This window comes from Ensifer sp. LC384 (assembly GCF_001695865.1).
Taxonomy (GTDB): domain Bacteria; phylum Pseudomonadota; class Alphaproteobacteria; order Rhizobiales; family Rhizobiaceae; genus Ensifer.
Genome location: NZ_MBST01000020.1, coordinates 115,608 through 130,882 on the forward strand (window position 1 = coordinate 115,608; position 15,275 = coordinate 130,882).

Here is a 15,275-nt window from a genome sequence, read left to right on the forward strand (position 1 = left end):
ATGACCATCCTGCTTGGATCGATCGCTGACGACTACACCGGCGCGTCAGACCTTGCCAACACACTGACGAAAAACGGCCTGCGCACCGTGCAGACGGTCGGTATTCCCGACCCGTCCCTGGCGCTGCCGGATGTCGACGCGGTCGTCGTCTCGCTGAAAATCCGCTCGGTCGCAACCGCTGGCGCCGTGGCTGCGGCGACGCAAGCCGAACGATGGCTGCGCGAGCGCGGAGCGGACCATGTGCTTTACAAGATCTGCTCGACCTTCGATTCCACCGACGCCGGCAATATCGGTCCGGTGACGGAGGCCCTGAGCGCCGCTGCCGGCGGCGGTTTGGTGCTGGTTACGCCCGCCTTTCCGGAAACGGGACGCACCGTCTATTTCGGCCACCTCTTCGTTAACGGAGAGCCGTTGAACGAAAGCCCGCTCAAGGATCATCCCCTCAACCCGATGCACGACGCCAATCTTGTGCGCGTCATGACCAGACAGTCGCGTGGCGCCGTCGGTCTCATCGATCTGCCGGCAATCGCTGCGGGACCCGATACGGTAAGAGCCCGGCTCGAGGCTCTGCAGGTCACCGGTGTCAAGACGGCGATAGCGGACGCGGTCTTCGAGCGCGATCTTGAAACGCTTGGCGAGATCGCCCTCGAAACGCCGGTGTCCACCGGCGCGTCGGGGCTCGGCCTCGGCCTTGCCCGCGCACTCGTCCGCTCCGGCCGGGTATCGTCCGGGGAGGCAACGACAGTTGATGCCATTCGCCCGGTGGGCGGGCCCGCCGTGGTCGTTGCCGGCAGTTGCTCCAAGGCGACGCTGCGGCAACTCGATGTCGCCGAACGGTCGATGCCCGTCCTGCGGCTCGACCCGGAGCGGCTGCTTGCCGGCCCGGACGAGATTGCCGCTGCGATTTCCTGGGCCGGAGACCGCATTGCCGCCGGTCCGGTCGTCATCGCGGCGAGCGCATCGCCTGAAACCGTTTTGCAGCTGCAGTCGCAATACGGACGGGAGGCCTCCGGCCACGCGATCGAAACCGCGACTTCGATCATCGCCGCCGAGTTAGTAGCAAGAGGCGTGCGGCGCCTGGTCGTCGCAGGCGGAGAAACCTCGGGTGCCGCGGTCGACAGGCTGGCCATTCCAGCCTTCCTGATCGGCCCGGAGATCGCGCCCGGCGTGCCGGTGCTGCGAACGGTCGGCAATGCGCAGGGCGATATGCTATTGGCGCTGAAATCGGGAAACTTCGGAGGCGAGGATTTCTTCACAGCCGCGCTGGCGATGATGCACTGAGCAAGACTAGCTCTCGCCACGAGACGAATTCCAAGCGTCGATCGAACGTCAGACTTTGCCGAGCTTGCGCGGGTAGGGAGCCCAAATGGCTTATCAGCTGCCCCCGCAGTTTGCGGCAGATTGTCGAGCGGTCTCGGCGAAGCGTCCGCGCGATCTCCGCCTGGCTGATCTTCTTCTCATGCATCCGCGCAATGACGCGGCGTTCTTCCATACTCAACTGCACAAAAGAGCTTCCTTAAGCGCCGCCGCCGCTCCTTGCGGATGTCGTCAGCAACCGCTGGGAAGTAGCCGCGATATTCGGGCAGCTCGCGATCGTGGAATGTATTGCGCCTGATCTCGCGATAGATCGTGGAGCGGTGACGACCGAGTTGGCGCGCCATTTCATGGATCGGCACTTTGCGTTCGACAAAGTGGTAGAGGCGGCGTCGATCAGCCAGATTCCGCTGCGAATAGCATCGAGACATACCCAAATCGCCAAGGCGAAACCATTGAAAGAATTGATATATCTCACTTCGAATTAGAATGTACCGTCCGCAAAGCCTCGGTCGCATAATGTATCATTTTGAACTATGGGTAGTACCATTTTTGAGCGGCTGTGCGATTATCCGTGCTTGTGCGGGACGCATTACTGTTAGCCGGAGCGAACTCGTCTCGAGGAGTGGTTAAATGGCCTCCGTCGATTCCCTTGCGGCGAGATTGCTGTCGGCGACATTGATGTTCGATCGGGCGTCGTTGGCGGCACTTGAGGCTTTGGCTGCCGAATCCGACCGGCGGGTCCTGCGGCGCGGTGAGGTCCTGGTTCGCGAAGGTGATCCATCGGACCGGTTCTTCATAGTACTATCTGGCCGCTTTACGGTGCACAAAGAAGATTCAGCCGGCTGGGTCGCCGAGATTGGCCAGGGCGAACTCGTCGGTGAGGTCGGTTTCTTCGCGGGGCTGCCCCGCATGGCCACCGTTCTCGCAGCGCGCGATTCGATCGTTCTTGAAATCCGCGGCAACCAGTTCGAGAAAGCGGCCGTCGCCTTGCCAAGCCTACGACAGGCGGTCACGACGTTTCTGGCGCGCCGGTTCGCCATGCAGGCTCCGAATTCATCGCTTCCCAAGAAGCCTGCCAAGATCCGAACGCTTGCGGTCATTCCAGCCGGCGGAAGTCGCATTTCACCAGTTTTCATCCGGCACCTGCGGAAAGCGTTCGATGTACGCGCGCGCGTTCAGTTCCTTGCCCGGGCTGACATTGAAGCGCGGTTCGCCGGTCTTCCGATCGACGATCAGCCGGTCCTCAACTGGTTGAATGAACTCGAGGCCAAAACCGAAATCATCGTTTATGTCGCCGATGAAGAGCCCAATGAATGGACACGAGTCTGCATTCGCCAGGCGGATAGCGTCCTGTTGCTTGCCAGCGCGTCCTCTTCGCCCTGCATGAACCTGTCCGAGCAGCTGGCGCTATCGGTCCATCCACCATCGACCGCGCGGCTCGTCCTGGTTCACGACAATCGCTCGGTAGCGGTCTCCGGTACCACTGAATGGCTTAACGAGCGTCCTCACGTTGGCCATCATCATCATGTTGCGCTGGTGGACGGGTCCGACATCCAACGCCTGGCTCGATTCATTTCCGGCAACGCGAGGGGTTTCGTGGCGGCAGGGGGCGGGTCCCTCGGCAGCGCCCATCTGGGCGTCTACAAGGCCTTCCTTGAGGCGGGCGCTTGCTTCGACTATCTCGGCGGTACGAGTTCCGGAGCGGCAATGATGGCCGGCTTTGCCCGTGGGTTGGATGCGGATGAGATCGACCGAGGCACGCACAACATATTCATTAAGAGCCGGGCATTTCGCCGTCCCACATTGCCGCATTTCGCGCTCCTGGATCACAAGGTGTTCGATCGAGCCCTTCAGGCGGAGTACAGCGACGTTCTGATCGAGGATCTTTGGCTTCCGTTCTTTGCGCTTTCGACCAATCTGAGCAGTCGTCAGCCCCATGTTCATCGCTATGGAAAACTGTGGCAGGCCGTTCGGGCGTCAGGCTCGATCCCGGGTGTCCTGCCGCCGTTCTTTACGACTGACGGCGATATGCTGGTGGATGGTGGGATTATGAACAATCTGCCGTTGGAGCAGATGAAGGAACTCAAGACCGGACCCAATGTCGTCGTGAGCTTGGAGTCGGGTGGACCACAGAAATACCAAATCGACTATGACCGCATCCCTGGAGCTTCCCAGTTGGCGCTCGCCTGGCTAAATCCTTTCGGTCGTGCCAGCTTGCCAAAGGTGCCCAGCGTGATTCACGTGATTGCTGCGAGCATGCTGGCGCACCGGCCGCAGGACATTGCCATTGGCGAAGAGGATGTTTTGGTCTGTCCGCCGGTTTCGAGCACGATCAGCTTCATGGATTGGAGCCGGCATTCCGAATTGTTCTCTGATACCTACGACTGGACGATCAGATGGATGAAGGAACGTCTGCGCCAGAACGACCCGGGCCTCCAAGCGGTGCTCGGCACCTCTGCTCAGTAGGGCCTGATCCAAGTCCGTGGCGACGGCATGGACCTGTAGCGCATCCAACCACATCGTATCACCTGATAGCAGTCACCTCCTTTTGCGGTGTCACTGGCGATTATGTTGGCGAGGTCGGTAGAGCCAAGCGACATCTCACCTGCGGCAACCACGGTAGTGCCGTTGTTTTGCTGAGGTGAGCGCTATCGCCACGTTGCTAACAACGAGGATAACGACGCGTCTATTCCCGAACTTCTTGCGAAACTGAATGAGATCGCACTCCCAATGACCGAACTGCTTGCGCTCGGCGACGGTGTCGGGACGGTGGAGAATGTTGAGTTCCGGGCTGAAACGGCGGCGGTAGCGCCGCCTGGCATGGCGCGGGCGACGTCTCGCACGCCGTTCCGGCAGATGCCGCCATAGCTTGATGGCCTGACCGTCTGCAGAATAGGCAAATTTGTAGATCGTCACGTAGCTGACGGAAATCGGATGACGCTCCAGCCGCATGCGGCCGGCGATCTGCTGCGCAGCTCGGTTATCGAGATCGCCGATCGTGCGGCGTCGCGTGCGGGCCGTCGATCGGCCGCGTGGTACATTGGCACTTTCAATGGCAGACAAATAGGACTATATAGCTAGACAGTCTAGCTAATTTGGAGCGAAGCTATGGAATGGCAACTGCAGGACGCCAAGAACCAATTCTCGAAGGTGGTGCAGAAGGCGCGCCATGAAGGGCCGCAGATTGTCACGCTGCGCGGTGAGCGCACAGCCGTCGTGCTGTCCGCTCATGACTACGATGCTCTGCGCGCCGGTCGGCCAACGCTGGTCGACGATCTGCTTGGCGGTCCCGCTTGGGACGATCAGCTCGCTGATGCGGTGAATGTACGCGCCAAGACGCCAAGCCGCGATGTGGCCTTCTAATGTATCTGGTTGACACCAACATCGTCTCAGAGGCGCGACGCGGCACGCCGCAGGCGGTGTCCTGGCTGCGCTCTGTCGATCCGCTCAGCATACACCTGAGTGCTCTCACCCTCGGCGAAATCATGCGCGGGATTGCCCTGAAACAGAGGTCGGATCCGAAGACTGCCGCGCACCTCACCGAATGGCTGCGCAAGCTGCGCCACGACCATGGCGACCGCATTTTGCCGATAACCGACCAAATCGCGGTCGAATGGGGCCGCATCTCGGCAATCCGCCCCCGCGGCGATATCGACGGGTTGATCGCCGCGACCGCGATCGTCCACGATCTCATCCTTGTCACACGCAACGTCAAGGATTTCGAAGACACAGACGCCTCCGTAATCAACCCTTGGGAGACGTCGGCGTGAGCCGCTCGGCGTCGAACACCCGCTGTATACCGGCATTCACTGTGTCCATTCGACGGAAGTACCGGGTTCCTGTTTTAGACCCCTGAAGTTGCATAATGTATCGTCGGGAATTGCGTCGACCTCTACTGCATAATTCCTTAAATCGGAATCGATTTAAGGATGAATTATGCAGCAAGTTTAAAGCGTTACAGCGTCCTTAGCGCGTCATGTTTGACGCGCGGCGCTGTAGCGAGACTTCTTCACAACGATATCCGGCGAAAGCGAAGGCGGGGCGTGATATATTGCGCCATTGCTTGTCTGGTCTCGCCGGAAGGAAGGCGCGGTCCATCTCCGCATCGTGCAGGTGCCGAAATGATCGTGAGCAGTGCGAGCGGAGCAATGTGTCCTCAGGATCGGGACCGATCGCCTTGCAGGCCGCAACGTGCAGTTTGGCGCAGGGCAACCCCGCCCTAGCATGGAGGTTCCCAGTGCCTCTGTTCATTGTGCACCATCAGCATTCGCCCGAAACCTGCCCCGCACGCGATCCGGCCAAGGGCGCGATGCTGCTGAATCATTTGAGCCGGCCTAGCGCCGCTCGCCATGGCGTGGTCATCAAGGGCGAGGCCGTCGTTCGCGGCTCCCATTCACTGTTCTTCATCGCTGAAGCGGCGGATGAGACCGTCCTCCAAGCGTTCTTGACGCCGTTCCGTCAAGCCGGCGAGGTCGAAGTGATGGCTGCGTCGACCTGCGCCGGGGTGGTGGCGAGCGGCGGCTGCGATGCACGCCCGGCGGAGGTTTCTGCCGCGTTTCTCGACCCCGCGGACGCTTGCCAGGACGCCGTTGAGGCGGGGCTCCTGGTTCATCGCGTCTATCCGCTGAACGGCGAGACGTCGGTGCAGGACCTAGCGGGCGGGGCAGTGGTGCCCAATGGTCGGTTCTATTTGCGTAATCACTTCGATATTCCGAACCTCGATGGCGAGAGCTATCGGCTCTCGGTCGGCGGACTGGTCGAAAGGTCTCTGAGTCTGAGCATGAGGGACCTTCACAATCTTCATGCTGAGAGCCTCGTGGTGACCCTCGAATGCGCTGGCAACGGCCGCAGCCTGTTCGATCCGGCCGTGCCCGGTGAGGCCTGGGGCCTGGGCGCCGTCAGCACCGCCGAATGGACCGGCGTTCCCTTGATCGAGGTGATCGAACGGGCAGGCCTGCGACCCGGCGCGACGGAACTTACGTTCCGCGGTGCGGACGGCGGGCTCGTCGAGGGTCACGATGCGCCGATTCGTTTCGAGCGTGGCCTCAGCTTTGACCAGATTCGCGAAGCGGGCGCGCTTCTCGCCTACGAGATGAACGGCGAGCCGCTGTCGTCACCTCATGGCTATCCGTTGCGGCTGATCGTGCCGGGCTGGTATGCGGTGGCGTCCGTCAAGTGGCTGACCGAGATCGTCGTCACCGACAAGCCCTGCGAGGCCCACTATCAAACGGAGAAGTACTGGTACCAGTGGGTGCGGAACGGGGGCGACGAGCGCGCGCCGGTGACGCTCATAAGTGTGCGGGCGCTGATCTCTTCACCCGATCAGGGCGAGAGCCTGCCGCGCGGCGAGACCGCGATCCGCGGCGTCGCGTGGTCTGGCGCCGGGAGCATATCCAGGGTCGATGTAAGCCTAAACGACGGGCCGTGGCGCGAGGCGCGGCTCGTCGGCGAACGGCGGCGCTCTGCCTGGCAATGGTGGGAGCTGATGACGCGACTTGAGCAGACGGGGCCGCTCGCCGTGCGGGCGCGCGCCACCGACATGGCGGGCCGAACCCAGCCTGAGCGCGCCGAGTGGAACCGTCTGGGCTACGGTAACAACTCGATCCACTGTGTGACCGCACAGGTGATCTGAAGCCGTGAGCGACGAGACGTCTCGTCAGCAAAACGTCGCCGCGGCGGATGCGGTCGGAAGGCCAAGTGCAAAACAAGCAGTCGATCGGAGCCTACTGCATAATTCCTTAAATCGGAATCGATTTAAGGACAAAATTATGCAGCAAGTTTAAAGCGTTACAGCGTCCTTTGCGCGTCATATTTGACGCGCGGCGCTGTAAGGTATGCGATGCGTGATGCAGCGATCCTAGCCTCAGTTATTAAAGCGATCGTCGTTGCCGCTACTTCTGCGCCTGCCCCGCCGGCATCGGCTTGACTGGCGCGCCGGGGAAGATCTTCTGCAGATTTCCGGCGATCACCTGGTCGCCTTCCGAAACACCCGAGGCCAACCCAATGAGATCGCCGCTGGTCGGGCCGAGGGTGACGAGCCGCTGCTCGACCGTATCGTCCTTGCCGACGACGTAGACATATTTGCCGAGCTGGCTCGATCCGAGCGCTGTCTCCGGCACCATCATCACGTTCGGTTCATCCCTGATCTTCAGGCGCACGCGGACATACTGGCCGGGAAGCAGGGTCAGATCGGCATTGTCGATCGTGGCGCGCGCTACCACCGTTCCGGTATTGCCCTCGACCGTGTTGTTTATGAAACCGAGGTCGCCGCGGTAACGCGGTTCCTTGTCGCCGGGCAGAAGCACCTCTGCCTCCACTTTGCCCTTCGTCAGGGCCTTCCGGATGTCGGCGAGTTCGGTTTCGCTCGGGTTGAACGAGACATAGATCGGCGAAAGCTGCACAAGGTTGTTGAGCGGGGTTCCGGTCGTGTTGCTGACCAGTGTTCCCTCCGGCGCCAGGTTGCGCCCGAGCCGCCCGGCAAAGGGGGCGCGGATTTCGGTGTAGTCGAGGTTGATCTCAGCGGTGCGCACCGCCGCCTGCGACATGGCAAGTGCAGCCTCCGCCTGACGCACTGCGCTGTGACGCTGGTCGAAACTGTCCTTGTCCAGATAGCCTGTCGTGGCAAGCTCGTTGCCGCGCGTGAGATTGGATCGGAGATAGGCGAGCGACGCTTCGTCCCTTTCGACCTGGGCCTTTGCCTGATCCAGTTCCGCCCGATAGTCGCGTGCGTCGATCCGGTAGAGGAGGTCGCCGCCGTGAACATCCGAACCGTCCGGAACCGCCTGTGACTCGATATAGCCGGAGACCTTGGCGCGAAGCGTCACGTTGCGGATCGCCTCGGTCCGTGCCGAATAGTCGAGATAGATGGGGATCGTTTTCTTGACGACCGCCGCGACGGGAACGGGCATGGCCTGTTGCGCCGGAGCCGGGGCGGCCCCGGCATCGCCGCCTTCGATCTCAAACCCGCCATTCCTGTAGTGGTAGGCCGCAGCAAGGGCGGCGATTATGACCACTGCGGCAAGGACCAGTCTCGAACCACGCATGTTAGGCTCCATCCTTATTCCGCCGCCTCCGGCTCTCGCCGCTGGCCGACGGGCTTCGAGGAAAGTCCCTCCCGCCATTGTTCGATAACCGCGTAGAACACCGGGACGAAAATGAGTGTGAGAACGGTCGCCACGAGCATGCCGCCGAACACGGTGGTGCCGATCGACTGGCGGCTGGCGGCACCTGCGCCTCTGGCGTACATCAATGGCAGCACGCCGAGGATGAAGGCGAAGGCTGTCATCAGGATCGGGCGCAGGCGCAGGCGCGCCGCTTCCGCTGCTGCTGCCACCACATCCAGCCCTTCCTCGCGCCGGCGGCGGGCGAACTCGACGATCAGGATGGCGTTTTTGGCGGCAAGTCCTACCAACATTACGAAACCGATCTGCGAATAGACGTCGATCTGCATTCCACGGAGCCATAGCGCCGACAGCGCGCCCAGGAGCGCCAGCGGCACCGAGAGCAGCACCATGAACGGCATCGACCAGCTTTCGTACTGGGCGGCCAGGATCAGGAAGCAGAAAACGAGCGCGAGCGCGAAGACGAGCGCGGCGATCGAACCTGCGCGGATCTCCTGATAGGTAATGCCGGTCCATTCGAATGTGTAGTCCCGCGGCAGCGTCGTGCGGGCCACCCGCTCCATCGCCGCCACCGCCTGGCTCGAACTGAATCCGGGCGCTGCCGCGCCGTTGATCAGCGCTGATGGGTAGTTGTTGTAGTGGGTGATGGTCTCGGGACCGACCGTCGGCCTGAACGAACCAAGCGTGTTGAGCGGCACCATTTCGCCCCGGGTGTTGCGCACATAGAGGCGTGAAAGATCCGTGGCGGAAGCGCGTGCGCCCTGGTCGGCCTGCAGCGTCACGCGGAAGGTGCGGCCGAACAGGTTGAAGTCGTTGACGTAGAGCGAGCCGAAATAGATCTGCAGCGTGTTGAAGATATCCGGCAGGCTGAGTCCGAGGAGTTTCGCCTTGTCGCGGTCGAGGTCATAGTCGAATTGCGGGCTCGACGTGCTGAAGGTGGAGAAGAGTTGGTAGGGATTGATTTCCGGCTGCTTGCGCGCCTCGGCAATCAGCGCCTGGGTCGCATCGTTCAGCGCCTCAGCGCTTCGCCCGGCCAGGTCCTCGACCTGGAACTCGAAACCACCCGTCGCGCCGAGCCCCTGGATCGACGGGGGATCGAAGGCGAGCACAAGCGCGTCCGGGATTTGCAGGAGCTGCGGCTGCACGGCTTCGCGCAGCGCCGAGGCGCCCTGTTCCGGCGGCCGCTCGTCCCATGGCTTCAAGACGGCGAATTGCACGGCGGAGTTCGACTGGGCGGCAAAGGACAGGAAATTGAAGCCGACGACGGAGCCGACGAAATCGACGCCGGCGGTGCCGCGAAGGATCTCCTCGGATCGGCGCGCGACGGTCTCGGTCCGTTCGAGCGAGGCGCCGTCCGGAAGCTGGATGACGACGAAGAAATAGCCCTGGTCTTCGACCGGCAGGAAGGTCGACGGCGTACGCTGCCACAGCGCGTAAGTGGAACCGATGGCGAGGAGGAAGAGGGCAAACAGCCCCCAGCGCCAGCGCACGAGCCTTGCTATGCTGCGCGCATAGCCGTGCGACAGCGCATGAAAGCCGGTGTTGAACCAGCGGAAGAGCGCAAAGCGCGATTCGCCGCGATAACGCAGGAAAGCGGCGCTCAGCGCCGGGCTGAGGGTCAGCGAATTGAAGGCGGAAAAGGCGACCGAGATCGCGACCGTCAGGGCGAACTGGTTGTAGAGGCTGCCGGCGACGCCCGGAATGAAGGCGACCGGCACGAAGACCGCGAGGAGCACCGCCGTCGTCGCGATGATCGGCCCCGTCACCTCCTGCATGGCCTTGCGCGTGGCGGCAAGTGGCGGCAGGCCGGCCTCAAGCTGACGTTCGACGTTCTCGACGACGACGATCGCGTCGTCGACCACGAGGCCGATGGCGAGCACCATGCCGAGCAGGCTCAGCATGTTCAGCGAAAAGCCGAACAGATACATGACGACCAGCGTCGCGATCAGCGACACCGGGATGGCGATCGTCGGGATGATCGTGGTGCGCAGGCTCTGGAGGAAGATGAAGACGACGGCAACGACGAGAACGAGCGCCTCGAGCAGCGTGAACACGACATCCGTCATCGCCGCCGAGACGAAACGCGTGGTGTCGTAGAACATGTGATAGGCGATGCCTGCGGGGAAGCGCTGCGACAGTTCATCCATTTTTGCCTGGACGCGGCTTTGCAGGTCGAGCGCATTGGAACCGGGCGCCTGGAATACGGCGAGTACGACACTTTCCTTGCCGTTGAAGGTGACCGACGACGAATAGAGCAGTGCCCCGAGTTCGATGCGCGCCACATCGCGCAGCCGCGTCGTCGCCCCGGTCGTCTGGTCGGCCCGAAGCACGATATCGCCGAACTGCGCCGGATCGCTCAACCGGCCGAGCGCGTTGATCTGCATCTCGAAGGGTGTCCCGGCGGGTGCCGGCGATTGCCCGATCTTGCCGCCTGCGACCTGGATGTTCTGCTCGGCAATAACGTTCTGCACGTCGACGGCGGTGATGCCGAGATTGGCCATACGGTCGGGATCGAGCCAGACGCGCATCGAATAGCGACGCTCGCCGAAGAGCTGGACGTCGCCGACCCCAGGCAGGCGCTTCAATGGATCGAGGATCTGCAGGTAGGCGTAGTTGCTGACGGAGGCGAAATCGACCGAGTTGTCGGGCGAATCCAGGCTCACCAGCACGGTGAAATTCGGGATCTGCTTGGCAATGGTCACACCGGTCTGGTTGACGAGCGCGGGAAGCGAGGATGCTGCCTGCGAAACGCGGTTCTGGACGTCGAGTGCGGCGGCGTCGATCGGATAGCCCACTTCGAAGGAAATGATGATGCGCGAAGAGCCGTCATTCGAACTCGTCGAGGTCATATAGAGCATGCCCGGCACGCCGTTGATCTGCTGTTCGAGCGGCGTCGTCACCGTATCGGCGACGACCTGGGCGCTGGCACCCGGATAGTTGGCGGCGACGACGATCTGTGGCGGCGTCACATCGGGAAACTGCGAGATAGGCAGCAGGAAATAGCAGATGCCGCCGGCGAGGGTCATGATGATCGCGATTGCCGACGCGAAGATCGGCCGGTGAATGAAGAAGTCGATCATGGCGGGATCGATCCTTGCAAGGCGCCGCCGGGAAGGGTCCACGGTGCGTCGTTTTGGTAAGGTGCCCCGCGACTGGAGCGTTCGAAGGGCAGAATGTTTGCGGCAGGGATGCTGGCGGCATGTCGGGAGATCCCGAAAGCGGGTAGGCAGATGTCTGCCACGCCGACCATTCGGTCAGCGGCGCGGTTCGTCGCCTTCGGCCCATCCAGCATGCGCATTGTAAGGCTCCAGCACGAGATCACGATGGGCCGGAGCGACCCAAATCCTGAACGTGATCGAAACTTATAAGTCTGTGCGGTGTGCACTCTGGCTAAAAGACGCCCGACGACCGCGCCCACCGACATTACGCTAGAAATTTTTCTGCAGTTACCGCCGTGTCCCGGAAGCCCTCGCGACAAACGGCACTCCTCGATGCGCCGCTGGCGAAAATGTTACTGGTCGGTAACATCTGCGCATGTTATCGGTCGCCAGCGGGTCGTCAAGGGGCCAGTTTTTCCATGCCGACGACGTCGGGCCGAATGCGATGACCACGGATTCCTGCAAGCAACCACGTCTTTCGCCGCGCGATCGCATCGTCGAGGCGGCGCGCGAGTTGTTCCGCAGGCACGGCATTCGCGGGATCGGTGTCGACGCCATCGCCGATGCCGCCAGCAGCAACAAGATGACGCTCTATCGTCACTTCAATTCGAAGGACGAACTCATCGTCGAATGTCTTCAGCGCGCGGGAATGGAGATGGACGGCTTCTGGCGGGCGCTCGAGGACGCCCACCCCGGCGACGGGCTGGCGCAGCTCAGGGCCTGGGTCCGGCTGATCGCCGAACACCTCGGCGACGACGATTGCCACTGCGAAATGATGAGCGCCGCCGTCCAGCTGACGGACGAGGACCATCCCGGCAGGTCGGTGATCCGGAAGTTCAAGGATGCGCAACGCGATCGCGTCGTGGAGGTTTGCCGCAAGGCTGGTGTCGCCAATGCAGAACTGCTCTGCGACACGTTGCTGCTGTTGATCGAGGGCGCGCGTGTCGCCCAGCAAAGCAGCGGGGTGCAGGGGCCGAGTGCCCGCTTTGCGGAAATCGCCGACGCGGCGATCCTGTCCCTTTCCGGGAGCGATGCCGTCCCCAGATAGCAGCGCGTTTGCCTACCGCTCCGCCGGCCATTCGGGATGGTGGCTGTCGATCACGAAGACGTGGGCGTGTTTGTGCCCGTTGTCGATGCGCGCGGCTCCGGCGATGTGAGGGTGGTCCTCCGCGAGGTCATCATAGATGTGTTCAATCTCTTCCGGATCATGAGCGGGCCAAGGCCGTGTCGCCGCGAGCATGGCGGCTGCAGCAATGGGAAATCCGGCGGTCGCTCCGGCCCAGCCTGCAAGCGGATAGGCGATCAGCCAGCAGACATGCGGCAGGGCGACGGCCAGGCTTGATATCAAACAGCAAATGAACTAAGTTCAAGAGACTAAGTCTGAGGTCGGTCTTGCGCACTTTCAATATTCACGAGGCTAAGACGCATTTGTCGCGCCTCATCGAAAAAGCAGCCAAAGGCGAGTCCTTTATCATCGCCAAATCGGGCAAGCCCATGGTGAAGGTCGTCGCGGTCGAGGCTCCCGCAGCCGACGAAACCCGTCGTGTCGGATTCATGGCGGGGCAGTTTTCCGTACCGGAAGACTTCGATCGGATGGCTGGCGATGATATCGAGAAACTGTTTGGCGGCGAAGCATGAAACTCCTGCTGGATACACATCTCCTGCTTTGGGCTGCCGGGGAGCCTGAAAAACTGCCGACCGCCGCTCTGGCTGAAATCGAGAATGCCGACAATGATTTGCTGTTTAGCGCGGCGAGCCTTTGGGAAGTGGCCATCAAGCGCGGGCTTGGCCGCGCGGACTTTACCGTCGATCCTCGCCTGTTGCGCCGAGGCCTGATCGATAACGGCTACCACGAGCTTCCCATTACCAGCGAACACGCAGTAGCGGTGGATGGGCTGCCACCCATCCACAAGGATCCCTTCGACCGGATCTTGGTCGCTCAATCGATCGTGGAAGGAATCACGTTGCTAACGGTCGACGATCTGGTCGGGCAGTATCCAGCCCCCATTCGCCGCATTTAGCAGTAGCTCTCGATCCTTGCTCGCTCAAATACTCAGCGCGCCCTTGGGGTTGTCTGACCGGGAACAAAAGGTCACTCTCTGAAGACTACGCTGCTTTTGGGGTTCTCCGCCCAACGATCTTACTTAACGGATGCCGCCAGCCGACCACTCTCACAGACGGGGCAAGGGGAATTTCCATGCGACGCATGTGGTCACGAGGTCGACGTCTGCGCCAGCGTGTTGAGCTGGCCCTGAAAGCTGCCAGTCCGGGTGTCTGCTGGGAGATCGTCTCAAGCTTCCACAAGGCTGATGCCGATCGATCTGAGCTGACGCATCCAGATGCAGGCCGGTCGCACCCATGAAATAGGTGTCGGCGCGAATGCGAGAAATCGCCTCGGCGCTTGCCGCTCCGACCGTCACGATGGAATGCTTGAAAAGCCGTCCCCCGACGAGTTCGACCTCCACTGACGGATGGCGCGCAAGCTCGACCGCAATGTTCGGGCTGTGGGTGATGATTGTTGCCTTGAGATCGAGAGGGAGATGGCGTGCCAGCTGTACGTTGGTCGTGCCGCCATCGAGAAATACGATCTGGCCCGGTCGGACCATCTGCGCGCCCGCGCGCCCAAGCCTGATCTTGGCTGAGGGTGCCAGCTTCTCTCGTTGATCAAAGTCCGCAGCCGCAGGCGAGACAGGTAAAGCTCCACCATGCACTCTTTGAAGCAACCCTTCACCGGCAAGCTCCCGCAGGTCGCGTCGGATCGTGTCTTCGGACACCCCAAGCTCCTGACTGAAACTCTTCGCCACCAAGCGGCTGTCCTGGCGTAACACCTTCAGGATCAGCGCCTTGCGCTCTGATGTGAGCATGTTACAAACCTGTTGCACGAAATCATTCGAAGTTGCATGATTATGCACGAATCGTGACCCGCTGTAGAGGCGCAATGACCACTATCGACCTTGCAGATATGAAGGAGGCTATCATGAGCATTGCACACCGCGTTCGTGTGGAGGATGTCACCGTCCTCTCGGACGATTGGTATGTCCTGAAGAAAACGAACTTCGCTTTCCAGCGTGGCGATGGAAACTGGCAGCGGCAGTCGCGCGAGACCTACGACCGGGGCAACGGTGCGACGATCCTTCTTTACGATCCAAGGCGCCGCACCGTGATTCTCACCCGCCAGTTCCGCTATCCCGCCTTCGTCAACGGTCATGACGACCTCCTTGTCGAAGCACCGGCCGGACTCCTCGACAATGCCGAACCCGAAGCCCGCATCCGCGCAGAAACGGAAGAGGAGACGGGCTTCCGCGTGCGCGATGTACGTCAGGTATTCGACGCGTTCATGAGCCCCGGCTCTGTAACGGAGCGGCTGCACTTCTTCGTTGGCGAGTACCAGCCGGGCGACCAGACTTCGGCGGGTGGTGGCAACGAGGCCGAGGGCGAGGACATTGCCGTATTGGAAGTTGGCATTGACGAGGCGCTTGCGATGATCGGCTCAGGTGCAATCCGGGATGGCAAGACGATCATGCTGTTGCAGTACGCTGCCTTGAACATCTTCTCCAGCACTGGTGACCTTGCCCCCAAGTTTTATCCGGTTTTGAGTTCGCTCCAGCGGTTTTTGGTTGCGGTATTTGCGGCGGTAGCGGCGGGTTGCGGTGCGAAGCCATTTCGGCTGCGCAGCACC

At 61.6% G+C, this 15,275-nt stretch carries 12 protein-coding genes and 3 pseudogenes; 9 read left to right on the forward strand and 6 right to left on the reverse strand.

What is annotated here, in order from left to right; genetic code table 11:
- Positions 1 to 1,281: a 3-oxo-tetronate kinase gene (gene otnK / locus BC363_RS16850; RefSeq protein ID WP_065784726.1), complete on the forward strand. Its 1,281-nt coding sequence runs from the start codon at positions 1 to 3 to the stop codon at positions 1,279 to 1,281.
- A gap of 227 nt (positions 1,282 to 1,508) precedes the next feature.
- Here otnK and BC363_RS16855 read toward each other — a convergent pair.
- Positions 1,509 to 1,745 (reverse strand): annotated as a pseudogene (locus BC363_RS16855) (helix-turn-helix domain-containing protein); the annotation flags it as partial.
- Positions 1,746 to 1,947: 202 nt separating this feature from the next.
- Between BC363_RS16855 and BC363_RS16860 the strand changes: the two are divergent.
- Entirely contained in the window at positions 1,948 to 3,783 is a 1,836-nt protein-coding gene (locus BC363_RS16860) for a patatin-like phospholipase family protein (protein WP_065784727.1), read from the forward strand.
- 171 nt (positions 3,784 to 3,954) lie between these two features.
- Here BC363_RS16860 and BC363_RS16865 read toward each other — a convergent pair.
- Positions 3,955 to 4,287 (reverse strand): annotated as a pseudogene (locus BC363_RS16865) (IS30 family transposase); the annotation flags it as partial.
- A 138-nt stretch (positions 4,288 to 4,425) separates the two neighbouring features.
- Between BC363_RS16865 and BC363_RS16870 the strand changes: the two are divergent.
- The 3 genes from BC363_RS16870 (at position 4,426) to BC363_RS16880 (ending at position 6,949) form a co-directional block, all read left to right on the forward strand.
- Complete coding sequence (locus BC363_RS16870) at positions 4,426 to 4,680, forward strand: type II toxin-antitoxin system Phd/YefM family antitoxin (protein WP_065784728.1); 255 nt, start codon at positions 4,426 to 4,428, stop codon at positions 4,678 to 4,680.
- Entirely contained in the window at positions 4,680 to 5,087 is a 408-nt protein-coding gene (locus BC363_RS16875; RefSeq protein ID WP_065784729.1) for a type II toxin-antitoxin system VapC family toxin, read from the forward strand. Before BC363_RS16870 ends, BC363_RS16875 begins: the two co-directional genes overlap by 1 nt.
- A gap of 467 nt (positions 5,088 to 5,554) precedes the next feature.
- Positions 5,555 to 6,949: a sulfite oxidase gene (locus BC363_RS16880; RefSeq protein WP_065784730.1), complete on the forward strand. Its 1,395-nt coding sequence runs from the start codon at positions 5,555 to 5,557 to the stop codon at positions 6,947 to 6,949.
- A 259-nt stretch (positions 6,950 to 7,208) separates the two neighbouring features.
- On the opposite strand, the gene BC363_RS16885 is transcribed toward BC363_RS16880, so the two are convergent.
- Positions 7,209 to 8,360 (reverse strand): efflux RND transporter periplasmic adaptor subunit, encoded by a 1,152-nt coding sequence (locus tag BC363_RS16885; protein WP_065793313.1) that lies wholly within the window; start codon positions 8,358 to 8,360, stop codon positions 7,209 to 7,211.
- A gap of 14 nt (positions 8,361 to 8,374) precedes the next feature.
- Positions 8,375 to 11,518, reverse strand: a complete 3,144-nt coding sequence (locus BC363_RS16890; protein WP_065784732.1) for a multidrug efflux RND transporter permease subunit — start codon at positions 11,516 to 11,518, stop codon at positions 8,375 to 8,377.
- A gap of 523 nt (positions 11,519 to 12,041) precedes the next feature.
- Here BC363_RS16890 and BC363_RS16900 point away from each other — a divergent pair.
- Positions 12,042 to 12,644, forward strand: a complete 603-nt coding sequence (locus BC363_RS16900) for a TetR/AcrR family transcriptional regulator (RefSeq protein WP_065784741.1) — start codon at positions 12,042 to 12,044, stop codon at positions 12,642 to 12,644.
- A 12-nt stretch (positions 12,645 to 12,656) separates the two neighbouring features.
- Here BC363_RS16900 and BC363_RS16905 read toward each other — a convergent pair whose 3' ends face one another.
- A complete protein-coding gene (locus BC363_RS16905) occupies positions 12,657 to 12,944 on the reverse strand; it encodes a hypothetical protein (RefSeq protein ID WP_065784734.1) in 288 nt (95 codons plus the stop codon).
- A gap of 44 nt (positions 12,945 to 12,988) precedes the next feature.
- Here BC363_RS16905 and BC363_RS16910 point away from each other — a divergent pair, with 44 nt between their 5' ends.
- Entirely contained in the window at positions 12,989 to 13,234 is a 246-nt protein-coding gene (locus BC363_RS16910) for a type II toxin-antitoxin system prevent-host-death family antitoxin (RefSeq protein WP_065784735.1), read from the forward strand.
- Complete coding sequence (locus BC363_RS16915; RefSeq protein WP_065784736.1) at positions 13,231 to 13,617, forward strand: type II toxin-antitoxin system VapC family toxin; 387 nt, start codon at positions 13,231 to 13,233, stop codon at positions 13,615 to 13,617. The genes BC363_RS16910 and BC363_RS16915 overlap by 4 nt, the downstream gene beginning before the upstream one ends.
- Positions 13,618 to 13,767: 150 nt before the next feature.
- On the opposite strand, the gene BC363_RS16920 is transcribed toward BC363_RS16915, so the two are convergent.
- Entirely contained in the window at positions 13,768 to 14,460 is a 693-nt protein-coding gene (locus BC363_RS16920; RefSeq protein WP_083222791.1) for a DeoR/GlpR family DNA-binding transcription regulator, read from the reverse strand.
- 113 nt (positions 14,461 to 14,573) lie between these two features.
- On the opposite strand from BC363_RS16920, the pseudogene BC363_RS16925 reads away from it, so the two are divergent.
- A pseudogene (locus BC363_RS16925) lies at positions 14,574 to 15,149 on the forward strand (NUDIX domain-containing protein); the annotation flags it as partial.
- Positions 15,150 to 15,275: the final 126 nt, after the last annotated feature.

What these genes read in the sequence shown, in the direction of transcription:
- otnK (WP_065784726.1), top strand. Translation starts at nt 1, where the DNA reads ATGACCATCCTGCTTGGATCGATCGCTGACGACTACACCGGCGCGTCA.
- BC363_RS16860 (WP_065784727.1), top strand. Translation starts at nt 1,948, where the DNA reads ATGGCCTCCGTCGATTCCCTTGCGGCGAGATTGCTGTCGGCGACATTG.
- BC363_RS16870 (WP_065784728.1), top strand. Translation starts at nt 4,426, where the DNA reads ATGGAATGGCAACTGCAGGACGCCAAGAACCAATTCTCGAAGGTGGTG.
- BC363_RS16875 (WP_065784729.1), top strand. Translation starts at nt 4,680, where the DNA reads ATGTATCTGGTTGACACCAACATCGTCTCAGAGGCGCGACGCGGCACG.
- BC363_RS16885 (WP_065793313.1), bottom strand. Translation starts at nt 8,360, where the DNA reads ATGCGTGGTTCGAGACTGGTCCTTGCCGCAGTGGTCATAATCGCCGCC.
- BC363_RS16890 (WP_065784732.1), bottom strand. Translation starts at nt 11,518, where the DNA reads ATGATCGACTTCTTCATTCACCGGCCGATCTTCGCGTCGGCAATCGCG.
- BC363_RS16900 (WP_065784741.1), top strand. Translation starts at nt 12,042, where the DNA reads ATGACCACGGATTCCTGCAAGCAACCACGTCTTTCGCCGCGCGATCGC.
- BC363_RS16915 (WP_065784736.1), top strand. Translation starts at nt 13,231, where the DNA reads ATGAAACTCCTGCTGGATACACATCTCCTGCTTTGGGCTGCCGGGGAG.
- BC363_RS16920 (WP_083222791.1), bottom strand. Translation starts at nt 14,460, where the DNA reads ATGCTCACATCAGAGCGCAAGGCGCTGATCCTGAAGGTGTTACGCCAG.